We start from the raw sequence: 15,743 nt of genomic DNA, 5'->3' as shown, positions 1-15,743 counted from the left end.
TCGGCGAACTGCTCTGTCCAAGCCGCTACAACTAGACCGGCTCCGTGCTCTTCAGCGCGCTCACCTCAGCGCTGTGGAAGCACTTCACTGACTCCCTGCGCTGGCATCTCGCCCACCGCCATGGCCTAACGATCAAAACCATGAGAGACGAACTCGTCGTCTCCTTCGTCAAGGTCGCCGAGTACCAACAACGTGGTGTTATTGATCTCCACGCGCGATCCGCCTCGACGGACCGGAAGGTCCTTCGACCCCTCCCCCGATGTGGGCCACCGCAGACACCTTGGCCGAAGCTGTCAGAGCTGCGGCGCGAGCCGTCCACGTAGCCTCCCCATCGGCGCCCGATCAGACGAGCCGCCTGCTTGGCTGGGGCGATCAGCTCGACATCCGACCCGTCACGTTGGCCAGCGAACTGACCGAACAGGCTGTCTCCGGTTACCTCGCCAAGTACGCCACCAGGGCGGCCGAATACGTGGGCACCCTCGACCGGCCCATACAGATCACAGACGACCTCGACACCCTCCCCGTCAGCGCGTACGCCAGACGCCTGATCGCCAAGTGCCTCCGGCTGGCGAACCTCGATGGACTGGCTGACCTGCGGCTCGGTCCCTGGGCCCATATGCTCGGCTACCGGGGTCACTTCTCAACTCGATCCCGACTCTTCTCCCATGACGCTCGGCGACATTAGAGCAGCGAGAGAGCGCTTCGTTCACACCGAGGTGTTCGCCCGTGAGCACCTGGCGGGCATCCCGGAGGACGACGTGGTCAAAGTCGCCGACTGACATTACGTCGGCCGTGGATTCACCGCCGCTGACGCCCTGGTGCCCGCGTCCCTCGTCGGCTCCCGTGCTCGGTGTGATGCCCGATGACGCCGCTCCTGCTCACCGTGCCTGCGGCAGCCGAAGCCCTGGCCATCTCACGCAGCAAGCTCTACCAGCTCATGGCGTCCGGAGCGATCGACTCGATCCGCATCGACGGCTGCCGTCGCATCCCCCTGGCAGCCCTCCACCTCTACATCCTCAGCCTGACCGACAAGGAGACCACAGCATGACCAGGACCCCGGCAGGCGACAAGCAGCCCCGCAAGAGGATCACCCCGAAGGTGCGCGACGGTGTGGTCAAGCGCGGAAAGACCTGGTCCTACGTCATCCGCGTCAGGGACAACGAAACCGGCGAGAGCAAGCCGAAGTGGGTCGGCGGCTTCGCGACCGAGGACGCCGCCAAAGCAGCCCGGGACGAGGCGCGGGTCAAGGCCCGAAGCGGCGATACGTCGACCGCAACACCATCACCGTCACCGAGTTCCTGACCGACTGGTTGGACGCGCACGCCATGGAGATCAAGCCGCGCACCCTGAAGGCCTACCGCAACTGCATCCGGCTGTACGTCACCCCCCGCATCGGAAGCATGCGTCTCCAGGCCGTTCGCCCGACCACCCTGACGAAGCTCTACCGGGACCTGTCCACGACTGGTGGCCGCACCGGTCGCGGCCTGGCTGTCGCCACGGTCACCCATCTCCACTCCGTTCTCCGTAAGGCATTCCGGGACGCCGTAGAGGTCGACCAGCTTCTCGACAGCAGTCCCGTCGACCGCGCCAAGCGTCCGAGAGCGGAGTACGCCGAACCAGGAACGATCTGGAACAGACAGCAACTCCGGGCCTTCCTTGCCGTGGCCGCCAGCCACAGACTCTCCGCCTTCTTCCACGTCGCCGCCTACATAGGCACCCGTCGCGGTGAGTTGCTCAACCTGCGCGGGGTCGACATCGACCTTGAAGGAAAGCAGATCACCATCACCATCACCGGCTCCGCGACGCTGATCAAAGGCGAGCGAGTGGAAGGCACCACCAAGAGCGGCCGATCCCGAGCAGTCAGCATCGACCCAGCGACGGTTACGGCCCTGCGCGAGCACCGCAAGCGTCAGGCCACCGATCAACTCCAGGTCGGAGAGAACTGGCGTGGCACTGGTGACTACGTCTTCACGACCGGCTGGGGCGAACCGATCTACCCCGACACCGTCACCGCCCTGATGTCCAAACTGAACAAGGCATCCAAGGAAGTGGCAACCCCGCTACCCCACGCCCGTTTGCACGACCTCCGCCACATCCATGCCACGACCTTGCTCCTGGCCGGCGTCCCCGTCCACGTCGTCGCCGCTCGCCTTGGCCACGCCGACCCCGCGATCACCCTGCGCGTCTACGTAGTCCGCCAGGCCGAAGCATCCGCCGCCGACATCTTCGCCATAGCCCTCGCAGACGCCTGCTGGCTCCGGCCCAGGCGGTTCATCAGCCTTCGAAGTATTGCCACTGGATGCCTAAGTCGGTCAGCGGACGCAGCAGGCTGCGGTGAACAGCGCCGACCCAGACGTAACACTCCTCGTCCTCGTTCCTGTCCTCGGCGACGACCAGACCCGGCGCGACGTAGAAAGACGTTTGCCAGAGAGGCCACATCCAGGTCTTCAGCGGCACCCGGCGCAGCCCTCGGGTCAGTTCGTCGGCGATCGGCTCCGGTACGCGGCGGCTCCAAGCCTTGTAGGGCGCGCTCATCACGGCTTCGAACAACGAGAACTGAATCAAGAAGCCGCTCAAACGTTCACGCTCAGCATGCCGCTCGCTGGGATCTTCAACCGTCCACACGATCGGGTCGTCCTCAGACGGGTCGAGGGACCATTCAAAGCCACCTTGATTTTCATGGCCGAACAGCAGCAGGCCCTCACCATCGGTGCGCAGCTCAGCCGCAGAGCAGATGAAATTCTGGACACCGAGGACCTGCGGACGGTCTTCGGCAAGCCGGTAGAACTCGGCCAGCGCCGCAGGGACATTGCCCGCTGACGCGACCGGTTTCGCAGACGGGGCGGGTGCGGGGTGCCAGCCCTCAACGAACAGCCGCAACGCTGTAGCGCGGTCACCGTTGACGTGCTCAAGCCACTCCAACCCGGGCAGGGCAGTGGGCGTGCTCGGCGGACGTACCCGGTCGAGCATCTCAACACTCAGCGGCTGATCGATCCATAGGTCACAGTCCTTGAGCCCGTCGTCGGTCCAGCTGCTGCGCGCGTGGTGTCCCTCGCCGAGGTAGAGCACGCCCCGCTCCACCCGGACGAACAGATGAATCAGCTGGGCCTCAGGGCCCAACCACCGGTTAGCGATAGCCTCGGGAGCGGGGCCGAGCAGCCTGAACGTCTCGCTGCTCCACACCCCGCTGGCGGCCAGATCGTCCACCACCTCCGCGATGATCACTGCGCCGCTTGGTCCGACAGCGAACTTGGCGCCGCCGGCATTGAATACCTCGGCCCCCACACCCGCGAGACCAAGCGCCTCAACGGCGTCAATGATGTCCAGGCGCCTCGGTTGCATGCGGGGAACCGTACTACCCCACACCATCACGGCGCTGATGCCCAAGCCGATCAAGGCGTCCGGCGACGTCCGAACTCGCTGCCCCATGCCGAACTAAAGGGTCTTCGCCATATCCACGCCACGACCTTGCTCCTGGCCGACGTTCCCGTCCATGTGGTCGCCGCCCGTCTCGGCCATGCCGACCACGCGATCACCTTGCACGTCTACGCCCACGTGGTTCGCCAGGCCCGAAGCCCTCAGCGAGCCCTGTTAGCACCAGTGTTAGCAAGATCCAGAAACGACAAAGGCCCTCGACCGGGAAATCCCAGGTCAAGGGCCTCATTCGTAAGAGCCGCCTTGGGGAATCGAACCCCAGACCTACGCATTACGAGTGCGTCGCTCTGGCCGACTGAGCTAAGGCGGCATGCCGACAAGCAGCACGCACTACTGTACAGCCTCCGCCCCCCACTCCGCGCCCACGATCAACACCGAGTCCCGTCGGCCGGCACCACCAGATCCACGAAGTAGGCATCCACAGCCCGATCAACACACGTAGACCCGGTCCCGTACGCCGTATGCCCATCCCCGTCATACGACAACAGAACCCCCGACTCCAGCTCAGACGCCAACCCCTCAGCCCACTCATAAGGCGTAGCCGGATCCCGCGTAGTCCCCACCACCAGAATCGGCGCCGCCCCAGCCGCAGTGATCTTCAAATCGGCCTCAGAAGATCGAGCAGGCCAATAAGCACAGGCCAAGCTGTCCCACATCACGAACTCCCCGAACCGAGGCGCCACCTTGGCCGCCCCCTGAGCAGCCGCCTCATAAGCGGCCACATCAGCAGGAAAGGTGTGGTCAACGCAGTTGACCGCCTTGTTGGCCTCCGTCTGGTTCGTCCAGGACCCGTCCATCCGCCGCCCCAGCAGCACATCCGCCATCCGCAGCAGCTGGCTCCCGTCACCGGCGAAAGCCTCCTTCAGGGCCCCGCGCAGAATCTCCCAAGCCCCCCGGTCATAAAGCGGAGTGATCACCCCAAACGCAGCCCACGTGTCGTTGATCACCCGCGAATCGGCCTGGTTCCGCAGCGGCAACAGGTCGGCCCGCTGCAACAGCCGGGAAATCTCGTCCAACGCCCCATCGACGCTCCGCGACGAGAACGGGCAATCGGCAACCTTGAAGCAGTCCTCCACAAAGGCCCGCATGGCCACCTCGAACCCCTTGGCCTGCACCTCGTTCAACTCCAGCGCAGAAACCCGGGGATCGACCGCCCCGTCGAGAACGAGAGCCCGCACCCGATCAGGGAACAGCTGCGCATAAACCGCCCCAAGGTAGGTCCCATAGGACTTCCCGAGATAGGTCAGCTGAGCGTCCCCCAGAGCCGCACGCAGGGCGTCCATGTCGCGGGCCGCGTCGGCCGTCCCCACATGGGCCAGCAGCGAGCCCGCGTTCTTCTCACACCCGGCCGCGAACTCCTTAGCCCCGGTGACGATCGCCGCCTTCTCCTCGGGCGTGTCAGGCGTCATGTCCAAAGACAGGTAGGTATCCAGGTCAGGCTCGGACAGGCACCGCACCGGCGTGGACTCCCCCACGCCCCGAGGGTCGAACCCGATCAGATCGAACCGTTCGAGCAGCGTCTCGGAAACAGGACTTTCCTGTACGTATTCAATGCCCGACCCCCCAGGCCCACCAGGATTGACCAGAAGTGACCCGATGCGTTCCCCGGTAGCGGGCCGCTTCGCGACCGAGATCTTGATCTTCTCGCCGTCGGGCTTGTCATAGTCGAGCGGCACGGCCAGCGTCGCGCACTCCAGACCCTCATGGCACGGCGTCCACGCCAGCGCCCGATCCTGGGCAGGCGGCGAGGGCGCGGGAGCGGCCTCCGGCGCCGAGCACGCGGTCGCCACCAGAGCTAACGCCAGCAGCAGGCGCCTCACGACGATTCGTGCGTTTCTTCGTACGCCTTGCGCGGCCCGCACACGCTCGCCTTGGAGCACGCGCAGCGCCGCCCGCCGTCGTTGAGCCGCACGATCACCGAATCGGACGGCACGTTGTGCCCGACGACCACACCGGCGCCCTCGGGCGTGTCGACCGTCAGGCCCACCCGGGGCGCTCCGGCGCGGAACTCCTGGTAGAGCGGGTGCTCGAACTTCAGGCAGCACATCAACCGGCCGCACGCCCCGGCGATCCGCAACGGGTTGACCGGGAGGTCCTGGTCTTTCGCCATACGTACGGAAACGGGTTCGAAGTCTTTCAGGAACGTCGCGCAGCACAGGTCGCGGCCGCACGGCCCGATCCCGCCCTGGAGCCGGGCCTCGTCGCGCGGGCCGATCTGGCGGAGCTCCACCCGGGCGCGCAGGTTGCGGGCGAGGTCGCGGACCAGCGCACGGAAGTCGACCCGGTGGGGGGCCGAGAAGTAGACCGTGTAGACGTTGTCGGCGTCGATGTAGTCGACGCCGACCACCTTCATCGGCAGCTCGTGGCGCTTGATCAGGCGCTTGGACACGCTCCTGGCCTCGGCGCGGCGACGCTTGTTCGACTCGTCGCGGGTCAGGTGGTCTTCCTCGGCCAGACCACCGCAGACCGGCAGCCCGTCGACGTCTTCGGACACCCACTGCGGCGCCCAGATCGTCTCGGCGACCTCGAAGCCGGCGTCGGTGGGCACGAGGACCCGGTCGCCCACCTTCGGGGAGTGGCCACCCGGATCCAGGTAGTACAGCCGCCCGTATCGGGTGAAGCTCACGGCCATCATCATGCCCAAGGGAGCCCGGCCTCCTCGTTCGGTTACGCCTCCCGCCACCCTACGCGCTCTTTACCAGGCAACCACTCCGTCCCTGACCCGTCCGGGAATGTCCAAGACCTTTCTGTACGCATTTCCGGTGACAACGCCAATCTCCAGTTCGCTCTGGACGAGCATCTGGGTACCCCCGGCGGCCACGTCGAGCAGCCGCAGCCAGGAGCGGCCCCGATAGAGGATCTGAGCGGGCGCGCCGCCGTTCGCGTCGAACGACATGATCGCGGCCCGCGGATTGCCCAGATCGGCCGTCCCGGTGCCGACTCCGGCGATCAGCCGGGTGCCGTCGGCGGACATCCGCACCCCGAAGACCTCGGTCCTCTTCCCGTCCAGCTCGGTCGTCAGGTCGACCCGCCGGGGCGCGGCGCCGGGCCGGGTGGTGTCGATCAGGTAGGCCTCGGAGGCGTCGGGACAGTCGAGCGTCCACGTCTGGCCCTGCGGAACCTGGACGATGTCCGCCGAGGCGTAGAAACGGCACGAACTGATGGTCCGCAACGTGCCGGGCACGACGTCGTCCGGGACGGGCGCGACCGTGCTCACCTCCCCGGGCGCCGGCTCCGCGATCACAGCGTCGGTCGGAAGATCACCAGGCGCGATGGTGGGCGACGGAACCACCACCGCCGGTTCCGAGACGCGCACCGTGAGGTTGCCCTCCGACAGCGGCAGGTAGGCGATCTTCGTACCGTCATCGCTGGCGGTGATGGACGCGAACCCGGCCGACGGCCCGACCGACATCGTCTGGCCGGCTCCGGACTCCGCGTCGGCCACCATGACCACGCCCGCGCTGTAGGCGTTGGCCGCGCAGGGCACCGATCCGAAGATCACCTTCGTCCCGTCGCCGCTCACGGTGAAGGCGCTGAACCTGTTGCCGTCCGGCGGCCGAACTGGCAGTTCGGTCTGTGGCCCGGCCCGGCCGTCATCGTCCAAGGAGAATTGGACGATCTTCCCGGAGCAGGACCGGTCCCCGTTCATCGTGGCGTAGAAGGTCCGGTTGTCCGGAGCGGCCTGGACCTGGTTGTACGTCCACCCGTCACCCGCCTCGACCCGGTCGAGCTGGGCCCCGTCGGTCACCCCCCGGACGATCAGCGCGGCGGTCTCCCGGGCCTCGACCATGAACCGGGGCGGCACCGTGGTCGCCACCGTCTGGTCGAGCGCACCCCGTGTCATGACCACCGTCCCCACAATGGCCAGCCCGACCGCCACCGCCGCCGCCACGGGCACCAGAAACCCCCTCCTGGCCCTTTCCAGGCGAAGCTCGGGCACCTCGGAGATCGTCTCGCCGGCGGCGGTCGTCGCGTCCTTCAGGCGGGAAATGAGATCGTTCATGCGTTCTCTCCAAGGATGCGCCCCAGCGCGTCCAGCGCCCGGGAGGTCGTGGATTTGACGGTCCCCCTGGTGACCCCCATCGCCTGGGCGGTCTCCTCCTCCGACAGCTCGGCGTAGTAGCGCAGCACGAGCGCCTCCCGCTGCCGCCGGGGCAGCCGGTGCAGAGCGTCCAGGACCTCCCGGCGTTCCGCGCCGAGTAACGCGGCCGACTCGGCCGACCAGACGGGTGGGTCGTAGGCCCCCGCGAACCACGACGGCAACCGTCTTCGCCGCAGCGCGCTGCGCGCGTTGTTCAGCACCGAACTCCGCAGATACGGCACCGCCGCCGCCGGATCACGCAGCAGACGCCACCGTCGGTGCAGCCCGAGGAACGCGTCCTGGACGGCGTCCTCGGCGCTCTCCCGATCGCCGACCATGATCAGGGCGAGCCTGGTCAGCCCGAGCGCATGCTCCTCGTAGAGACGGCTGATCGCCTCGTCACGATCACCGGAGGAGAGTGCGATGTCCACCGTTTCGGCCTGCATGGTTCAGAGACGTACAGAACCCCTTGAGGTTGCTCGCCTCGGCCCACGAATGTCTACCTCGAAGCGCTGCCCGGCTTCCACAGGGTCAGCGTCAGCGCCTCGACCGCGATCTGCGGGTTCACGTTGGCGGCCAGGCGCTCGCGGCAGCGCATGATCGCGTCGGTGCGCTTCAGCGTGTCTTCGGGCCGGGACGCCCGCGCGGCGGCTTCGAGCTCGGCCCGGCGGTCGTCGTTGGCCAGTTCGACCGGCGCCCCGAACTGCACCGCCAGGACATCCCGGTAGAACGCCATCAGATCGAGCAGCGCCGTGTCGAGCGACTCGCGCTTGATCCGGGTCGCCCGGGACTTCTGCGCCGTCTCCAGCTCCTTCAGCGCGCCCGCGCCGCCTCGGACCAGCCCCCGGTTGAGGCCCTTGCCGGTCGAACCCTCGCCGTAGATGGCCCGCAGCTGGGAGATCTCGCTCTCGTTGAGCTCGGTGGTGGCCGCCTCGGCGTCTTCGTCGGCGGTCTTCACCAGCTTCTCGGCCGCGGAAATGCACTCGCCGACGTTGGTCAGGCTTTTGGGAATCGACAGTACGGCCTCACGCCGCCCCCGAGCCGACGCGTCGAGCGCCAGCTTCCGGGCCCGCGCGAGATCGCCCTGAGCCGCCCGCGCCATCGACTCGGCCACCCCGGGAGGCACGTTGTCCCTGGTCATGAGGGAGTGGGCGACCGCCTGGCTCGACGGCGTCACCAGGGTCACCACCCGGCACCGCGACCGGATGGTGATGATCATGTCGTCGGGGGCCGGCGCGCAGAGCAGCCAGACCGTGCGGGGCGGCGGCTCCTCGATGGCCTTCAGCAGAGCGTTGGCCGCCTGCTCGGTCGCCCGGTCGGCGTCGTCGAACAGGACCACCCGCCAGGTGCCCATCGTCGACCGCCCGGCGGCCCGGAGAATGAGCTCGCGGGTCTGCTTGACGCCGTACGAGAGCCCCTGCGGACGGACCGACTCCAGGTCGGGATGCGACCCGACCATCACCTGGTGGCACGAGTCGCAGTGCCCGCAGCCCCGGTCCGGGCAGAGCAGGGCGGCCGCGAAGGCCTTGGCGGCGTCGAACCGGCCGGAACCGGGCGGCCCGGTGAAGAGCCACGCGTGGGTCATGCCCGCGCCGCGGCCCCCGGCGAGCACGTCGGCGGCTGCGGCGGCGGCCCGGCGCAGGACCGTCGAGGCCTGCTCCTGGCCGACGAGGTCATCGAACACGTCCACCCGGAAAGGCTAGTCCCTGATGGCGGGCATCGTTCCGGTGCTCGCCTCGGTCTCCTGTGGCACCGGGTCGGGCAGCACGTCGCGGACCCGATCCTGGATCAACCGGGACACCTCGGACTGGGTGAGGGTGCCGTCGACGACGAAGTAGCGCTCGGGGGCGCGGGCGGCCAGCGCGCGGAACTCCTTGCGCACCCGCTCGTGGAAGTCGAGCGGCTCCGACTCGATCCGGTCGGCCGGATGGGCGTGGCGCCGCAGGCCCACCGACGGCGGCACGTCGACCAGCACGGTCAGATGGGGCACCAGCCCGCCCGTGGCCCACGTGTTGACCCGGGCGACCTCGTCGGTCCCGAGCACCCGCCCGGCGCCCTGGTAGGCCAGCGACGAGTCGACATAACGGTCGCACACGACCATCGACCCGCGGTCGAGCGCGGGGCGGATGATCTTCTCGACGTGTTCGGCCCGGTCGGCCGCGTAGAGCAGCGTCTCGGCGTGGGCCGACAATCCCTGGTGGGCCGAGTCGAGCAGGATGGCCCGCAGCCGCATGCCGACCTTGGTCGACCCGGGCTCCCGGGTCTGGACGACGTCGAACCCCTGGTCGCGCAGCCAGATCGCGAGCAGCCGCGACTGGGTGGTCTTGCCCGACCCCTCGCCGCCCTCGAACGCGATGAACATGCCCGGCGCCTCGGCCGGGGGCTCGGCCCCGAACGGCTCGCCGCGCAGCGCCGCCACCAGGTCGACCCGGAGCGGCACCTGAGGCCGGTCGTCCATCCGCCGCAGCGAGACGACACCGATCACCACGGCGAGCACGGCCGCGGCCAGCAGCACGATGTTGGCCCCGTCGAACCGGTAGCCCAGATCGTTGATCTTCAGGTCGTGGACGCCGAAGAACCCGCCCACCAGCGCCGACAGCGCGACCACACCCAGGAACACGACCCGGGTGACGGCGTGGAGGAAGTCGACCGGCGACCGGCCTTCGGCCTCCACCTCGATCATGGTGAAGCCGATGATCCAGGCGACCCCGGCGAACACCCCGGCGACGAGGGTCAGCACGACCACGATCACCAGGTTGTGGATCAGCCCGGCGGCGGCCAGCGCGAACCCGGTCAGGATGATCGAGAGCCCGAAGAACCGTGCCCGCGACAGCTCCTTGAGCCACCGCAGCCCGAAGTAGGAGCCCACCGCCCCGCCGACGAACACGGCGCAGAACAGGGTGGCGTAGGCGGCGTCACCGGCGTCGAGCACGTCGACGTAGGCGCGGCCGACGGCCACCACGACCGAGACCGCGGCGAACACGCCGATCATGCCGACGTAGAGCCGCTTGACGGCCTTGTTGGTCGTCGCGAGCCGCCACCCGTCGGTGAGCTGGATCAGCACCGACGGCTTGGGCGCACCGCCCGCGCTGCGCAGGTCGAGCGTGAACACCAGCGCCGCGGTCGCGAGATAGCTGATCCCGGTGACCACGATCATGATCTTCCCGGCACCGGCCCCGAAGCTCGGGATGACCGCCGTCAGCACGTTGACCAGGCCCGCCACCAAGGCGAACAGGAAGGCGGCGAGGGGCGCCATGGCATACCAGGCGAGCAGGCCCACCCTCTCGGCGTCGGGCCGCCGCTCGGCCGGGACCAGCCCGGAGACGGCGGCGTCACGGCCGGCGTTCCACACCAGCGACGCGCACTCGATCAGGAACATCGCCAGAATGAGCCACTGATAGCCGCCGATGACCAGCGCGAGCAGGACCACCACGAACCGCAGCGCGTCGGCCGCGGCCATCGCGAGCCGCCAGTCGACCTTGGAGACCAGGAGCCCGGCCAGCGGGCCCAGCAGCACGGCGGGGAGCAGCTTGGCGAGGAAGACCCCGCCGACGGCCAGGCTCATCGCCGGGTAGCCGTCTTCCTGGGTGATCGACCCGGCCAGGGCGGTCAGTGTGATCAGGGCGAGCCAGTCGCCCAGCCCGCCGACTGACATCGCTGTCCACAAACGGCGGAACGGAGCGATGGTCAGCACGTGGGACGGCTTGCGGCCGGGGGTGCTCATGGTGTCAGCGTATCCAGGTGCTCGCTGCGGGTGGGGGGTGGAGCGGGCCGGTTTTGCCCCGGCTGCTCATCGCCTGAGGGTATTACGAACCGCGTATCGCCGCAGTACTCATGCGCGTTCCCTCCGACTTGGACGGGAGCGCCAACCCATCGCCGGACCGTCACGTCAGCCCCGCTCCAGCTCGATGAAAGTGACCTCCGGCGGTGCCCCGACGCGGACCGGCGGCCCCCAGAAACCGGCGCCCCGGGTGACGTAGATCTGCATGTCGCCGATCTTGTCGAGCCCCCGGACCACGGGCTGCTGGAGCGGCACGATCCGGTCGAACGGCACCATCTGCCCGCCGTGGGTGTGACCGGAGAGCTGGAGCTCGACCCCCCACTCGGCCGCCTCGACCCCGACGACCGGCTGGTGGGCCAGCAGGACCGTCGGAACCTCCACGGGACGGCCGTTGAGCGCGGCCCGCAGGTCGGGCCCCGCCTGCATGGTCGCCCCGTTGACGTCGTTGACCCCGGCCAGCGTCACCGCCTCGACGCCGTCGCGGTAGATCGACACCCGCTCGTTGGCCAGCGTGCGGATGCCGTGACCGCGCAGGGTGTCGATCCACTCGTAGGGACCGCCCTCGATGTAGTACTCATGATTGCCGGTCACGAAGTAGGTGCCCTGGTGGGCCCGGATGTGGTGGAGCGGTTCGGCCAGCGCGCCGAGCTCCCGGACGCTCCCGTCGACCAGGTCGCCCACGATGGCCACGACGTCGGCGTTGAGCCGGTTGATCTCCTCGACGATGCGCTCGGTGTGGCCGATGTTCGTCAGCGGGCCGAGGTGGATGTCGCTGACCAGGGCGATGCGCAGGCCGTTGGTGCGGGGATCGAGGTTCGGCAGCTTGATCTTCACCGGCTCCACGACGGGCCCGCCGAGCGCCGTCTCGATCCCGAACCCGACGATCGTGCCCGCCCCGACCCCGGCCACGACCGCGGCCGTGCGGTTGATGAACAGGCGCCGGTCAGGCCGTTTGGGCGGTTCGACGACGTCTTCGACGTGGATCTCGATCTTCTTCGGCCCGAACGTCGACCCGACCGTGGCCGGGATGACCTTCGGCGGCGGCGGCACCTTGACCGGATCACCCTTGAAGATCCGGTTGAGGATCACCCGGGGGATCTCCAGCGCGAGGCAGATCAGCGTCACGTAGAACATGACCGCGACCCAGATGAACCCCGGCCAGGCCAGCACATGGACGATCCACGACGACGACATGCGGCTGCCGACCAACGCCACGAGCAGCAGCACGAGCAGGAGCACCAGCACGCCGGTCAGGACCCACCGGATCCACCCCGGTCGCGTCGTCTGCCGGACCAGCCGCCAGTAGAGGTAGACGTGGACGGCGAATATCACGCCGAACACAACGACGAAAAAACCCACGGTTACCCCCTGTCGACCGCGCTCATGCTACGAGCAAAAACCTCGTGCGGCGCGGCCGGGGAGACCGCCTGTGGACAACCTGGCGCCTGTGGACAACCCGGCCTGCACGGCGAACCACGCAGGCTGACAAGCTGTAAAACGCCTGCTCACGTCGCCGGTTGTGACCGGTACCGGCCGGTATCGGCCGGTACCGTCAGACGGCTACTTCGCCTTCGTGTTCGCCCGCGCGGTCGGCTTCGGCGTGGTCGACTTCGCCGCCGCCGTCTTGGCCTTGGTGGCGGTCGTGGTCGTCTTCTTCGCCGGGGCCTTCTTGGCCGGCGCCTTCTTGACGGGGGCCTTCTCGCGCCGTTCGGCGAGCAGCTCGGCCGCGCGCTCGATGGTGATCTCCTCGACCGTGTCGCCCTTGCGCAGCGACGCGTTCGACTCGCCATCGGTCACGTAGGGCCCGAACCGGCCCTCCTTCACCACGACCGGCTTCTTCGACACGGGGTCTTCGCCCAGCTCACGCAGCGGCGCGGCGGCGGCCCTGCGGCCCCGCTGCTTCGGCTGCGCGAACACCGCGGCGGCCTGCTCGATCGTGATCGTGAGCAGCTCCTCCTCGGCCGTCAGCGACCGGGAGTCGGTGCCCTTCTTGATGTAGGGACCGTATTTGCCGTTGTGGGCGACGACCTCCTCGCCGTCGATCAGCCCGACCACACGGGGGATCGACAGCAGCCGCAGCGCGTCGTCGAGCGTGATCGCTTCGGGGTCCATCGTCTTGAACAGCGAGCTGATGCGCGGCTTCGGCTGGTCGGCCTTCTTCACCCGCTTCTTCGGGCCGTCGGCGGGCTGGGGCTCCTCCGGCGGGACCTCGGTCACATAGTGGCCGTAAGGCCCGTTGCGTACCCAGATCGAATGACCGGTGACCGGGTCGGGGCCCAGCTCACGGGCGCTGGAGGGCTGGGCGAACAGCTCCTCGGCCTTCTCGGCGGTCAGTTCGTCGGGCGTGACGTCGTCGGGCACGTTGACCTTGGAGCCCTCACGGTCGAGGTAGGTGCCGTAGCGGCCCACCCGGATCATGATGTCGGTTCCCTTGATCGGGAACGAGCTGATCTCCTTGGCGTCGATGTTGCCCAGGTCGCTGACCAGGTCTTTCAGGCCCTCGTCACCGTCGCCGCCGTCGCCGAAGTAGAAGCGCCGCAGTTCCGGCACCCGCTCGGCGCGGTCGTTGGCGATGTCGTCGAGGACCTTCTCCATCTCGGCGGTGAAGTCGTAGTCGACCAGGTTGCCGAAGTGCTGCTCCAGCAGGTTGACCACGGCGAACGCCAGGAACGACGGCACCAGCGCGGTGCCCTTCTTGAACACGTAGCCGCGTTCCAAAATCGTCCCGATGATCGACGCGTAGGTCGACGGCCGCCCGATCTCGCGGTCTTCCAGCTCCTTGACCAGCGACGCCTCGGTGTAGCGGGCGGGCGGCTTGGTCGAGTGGCCGGCCGGCGCGAGCTCCAGGACGTTGACCGCCTGGCCCTCGGCGAGGTTGGGCAGCCGCTTCTCGGAGTCGTCGCGGTCGGTCGACGGGTCGTCGGCGCCTTCGACGTAGGCCTTCAGGAAGCCGTAGAAGGTGATCGTCCGGCCGGTCGCGCTGAACTCGGCCTGCTCACGGTCGGCCAGCACCTTGACCGAGACCGACTCGCCCTCGGCGTCTTTCATCTGGGAGGCGACGGTGCGCTGCCAGATGAGCTCGTAGAGGCGGAACATGTCGCCGGACAGGCCGGTCTCGCCGGGGGTGCGGAACTCCTCACCCGACGGGCGGATGGCCTCGTGGGCCTCCTGCGCGTTCTTGACCTTGCTCGCGTAGGCCCTCGGCTTGTCGGGCACGTAGGCCGCGCCGTAGAGCTTGATCGCCTGGCTGCGCGCGGCGGCCACGGCGGTCTCCGACAGCGTGATGCTGTCGGTACGCATATAGGTGATGAACCCGTTCTCGTAGAGCTTCTGGGCCACCTGCATGGTGAACTTCGCGGAGAACCCCAGCTTCCGGCTCGCCTCCTGCTGGAGGGTCGTCGTCCGGAACGGCGCATAGGGCTTTCTCGTGTACGGCCTGCGCTCGACCGACCGTACGGAATAAGAGGCACCGTCGAGCCGACCGGCCAGCGCGGTCGCCGCGGCCTGGTCGAGGTGGAGCACGTCTTGCCTGGTCAGCTGGCCGTCGGAGCCGAAGTCACGGCCCTGGGCGACCCGCTTGCCCGCGACGGACAGCAAAGTCGCACCGAAGCGGCTGGGATCGTCACTGTCCAGCCCGGTGTCGAAAACGGCGGCGATGTCCCAGTAGGAGGCGCTCGTGAACGCGATGCGATCGCGCTCCCGCTCGACCACCAGACGCGTCGCGACCGACTGGACGCGACCGGCCGACAGCCCCTGCTTGACCTTCTTCCACAGGACCGGGCTGACCTCGAAGCCGTAGAGACGGTCGAGGATGCGCCGGGTCTCCTGCGCGTCGACGAGACGCAGGTTGAGGTCGCGGGGGTTGGCCACGGCGTCGCGGATCGCCTGCGGGGTGATCTCGTGGAACACCATCCGGTGGACGGGCACCTTCGGCTTCAGGACCTCGCGCAGGTGCCACGCGATGGCCTCGCCCTCGCGGTCCTCGTCCGTCGCGAGGTAGAGCTCGTCGGCCTCTTTCAGGAGCTGCTTCAGCTTCGAGACCTGCGACTTCTTGTCGCTGTTGACGATGTAGAGCGGTTCGAAGTCGTCGTCGACGTTCACGCCGAGCTTGGCCCAGGCCTGGCTCGCGTACTCGTCCGGGATGGTGTCACCCTTCCCCGGGAGGTCGCGGATGTGGCCGATGCTGGACTCGACGACGTAACCGCGCCCGAGGTACCCGGCGATCGTCTTCGCCTTGGCAGGCGACTCGACGATCACCAGGCGGGTTCCGCCGGCGTTGCCGTTGTTCGCTGGCACGCTGCTACCTACCTCGCTGCTCGCTGCTGATCCCCGTCGGTGTGGGCCTTTTCACGGTAACCCGTCTCGAGCGGCCCTCCCCTCGGGCTACCCGGGTGGGCCCCGGTCTGTAACCACCTGGACCCGTTATCCCACGAGGACGCACAATAG

General features: G+C 68.2%; 11 protein-coding genes, 1 tRNA gene and 2 pseudogenes. 4 read left to right on the top strand and 10 right to left on the bottom strand.

Going from position 1 to position 15,743, the window contains the following annotated elements:
- The first annotated feature begins 44 nt into the window (after window positions 1-44).
- From ACYQ78_RS16020 to ACYQ78_RS16005, 4 genes and pseudogenes are all read left to right on the top strand, one after another.
- A pseudogene (locus ACYQ78_RS16020) lies at window positions 45-685 on the top strand (replication initiator).
- Window positions 686-862: 177 nt separating this feature from the next.
- Window positions 863-1,048, top strand: a complete 186-nt coding sequence (locus ACYQ78_RS16015; protein ID WP_459801606.1) for a helix-turn-helix domain-containing protein — start codon at window positions 863-865, stop codon at window positions 1,046-1,048.
- The gene (locus ACYQ78_RS16010) at window positions 1,045-1,302 is read left to right on the top strand and encodes an Arm DNA-binding domain-containing protein (protein ID WP_459801605.1); all 258 of its coding nucleotides are present in this window, start codon (window positions 1,045-1,047) and stop codon (window positions 1,300-1,302) included. Before ACYQ78_RS16015 ends, ACYQ78_RS16010 begins: the two co-directional genes overlap by 4 nt.
- 23 nt (window positions 1,303-1,325) lie before the next feature.
- Window positions 1,326-2,138: pseudogene (locus ACYQ78_RS16005) on the top strand (tyrosine-type recombinase/integrase); the annotation flags it as partial.
- A gap of 136 nt (window positions 2,139-2,274) precedes the next feature.
- On the opposite strand, the gene ACYQ78_RS16000 reads toward ACYQ78_RS16005, so the two are convergent.
- The 10 genes from ACYQ78_RS16000 to topA all read right to left on the bottom strand — a co-directional run bounded on the left by ACYQ78_RS16000 (window position 2,275) and on the right by topA (window position 15,593).
- The gene (locus tag ACYQ78_RS16000; protein WP_459801790.1) at window positions 2,275-3,342 is read right to left on the bottom strand and encodes a hypothetical protein; all 1,068 of its coding nucleotides are present in this window, start codon (window positions 3,340-3,342) and stop codon (window positions 2,275-2,277) included.
- A gap of 329 nt (window positions 3,343-3,671) precedes the next feature.
- Window positions 3,672-3,745, bottom strand: a tRNA-Thr gene (locus tag ACYQ78_RS15995).
- Between the two features lie 58 nt (window positions 3,746-3,803).
- On the bottom strand, window positions 3,804-5,255 hold the full coding sequence (locus tag ACYQ78_RS15990) for an alpha/beta hydrolase (protein ID WP_459801604.1): 1,452 nt from the start codon (window positions 5,253-5,255) through the stop codon (window positions 3,804-3,806).
- Complete coding sequence (locus ACYQ78_RS15985; RefSeq protein WP_459801783.1) at window positions 5,252-6,067, bottom strand: PSP1 domain-containing protein; 816 nt, start codon at window positions 6,065-6,067, stop codon at window positions 5,252-5,254. The genes ACYQ78_RS15990 and ACYQ78_RS15985 overlap by 4 nt, the downstream gene beginning before the upstream one ends.
- A 63-nt stretch (window positions 6,068-6,130) precedes the next feature.
- The gene (locus ACYQ78_RS15980; RefSeq protein WP_459801603.1) at window positions 6,131-7,438 is read right to left on the bottom strand and encodes a hypothetical protein; all 1,308 of its coding nucleotides are present in this window, start codon (window positions 7,436-7,438) and stop codon (window positions 6,131-6,133) included.
- Window positions 7,435-7,962, bottom strand: coding sequence for a SigE family RNA polymerase sigma factor (locus ACYQ78_RS15975; protein WP_459801602.1), 528 nt, complete (start codon window positions 7,960-7,962; stop codon window positions 7,435-7,437). The genes ACYQ78_RS15980 and ACYQ78_RS15975 overlap by 4 nt, the downstream gene beginning before the upstream one ends.
- 53 nt (window positions 7,963-8,015) lie before the next feature.
- Window positions 8,016-9,206 (bottom strand): DNA polymerase III subunit delta', encoded by a 1,191-nt coding sequence (locus tag ACYQ78_RS15970; protein WP_459801601.1) that lies wholly within the window; start codon window positions 9,204-9,206, stop codon window positions 8,016-8,018.
- 9 nt (window positions 9,207-9,215) lie between these two features.
- Window positions 9,216-11,240 (bottom strand): dTMP kinase, encoded by a 2,025-nt coding sequence (gene tmk / locus ACYQ78_RS15965; protein ID WP_459801600.1) that lies wholly within the window; start codon window positions 11,238-11,240, stop codon window positions 9,216-9,218.
- A 165-nt stretch (window positions 11,241-11,405) separates the two neighbouring features.
- Window positions 11,406-12,656, bottom strand: a complete 1,251-nt coding sequence (locus ACYQ78_RS15960) for a metallophosphoesterase (protein ID WP_459801599.1) — start codon at window positions 12,654-12,656, stop codon at window positions 11,406-11,408.
- Window positions 12,657-12,857: 201 nt separating this feature from the next.
- Entirely contained in the window at window positions 12,858-15,593 is a 2,736-nt protein-coding gene (topA, locus tag ACYQ78_RS15955) for a type I DNA topoisomerase (RefSeq protein ID WP_459801598.1), read from the bottom strand.
- Between the last annotated feature and the right edge of the window lie 150 nt (window positions 15,594-15,743).

Source organism: Herbidospora sp. RD11066 (assembly GCF_054661255.1).
The sequence above is the reverse complement of the archived record's forward strand: the minus strand, read 5'-3'. Positions and strand labels throughout refer to the sequence as shown.

Excerpts from the sequence above, each read along its gene's own strand:
- tmk (WP_459801600.1), bottom strand. The coding sequence starts at position 11,240 with ATGAGCACCCCCGGCCGCAAGCCGTCCCACGTGCTGACCATCGCTCCG.
- ACYQ78_RS16000 (WP_459801790.1), bottom strand. The coding sequence starts at position 3,342 with ATGCAACCGAGGCGCCTGGACATCATTGACGCCGTTGAGGCGCTTGGT.
- ACYQ78_RS15985 (WP_459801783.1), bottom strand. The coding sequence starts at position 6,067 with ATGGCCGTGAGCTTCACCCGATACGGGCGGCTGTACTACCTGGATCCG.
- ACYQ78_RS15975 (WP_459801602.1), bottom strand. The coding sequence starts at position 7,962 with ATGCAGGCCGAAACGGTGGACATCGCACTCTCCTCCGGTGATCGTGAC.
- ACYQ78_RS16010 (WP_459801605.1), top strand. The coding sequence starts at position 1,045 with ATGACCAGGACCCCGGCAGGCGACAAGCAGCCCCGCAAGAGGATCACC.
- ACYQ78_RS16015 (WP_459801606.1), top strand. The coding sequence starts at position 863 with ATGACGCCGCTCCTGCTCACCGTGCCTGCGGCAGCCGAAGCCCTGGCC.
- ACYQ78_RS15980 (WP_459801603.1), bottom strand. The coding sequence starts at position 7,438 with ATGAACGATCTCATTTCCCGCCTGAAGGACGCGACGACCGCCGCCGGC.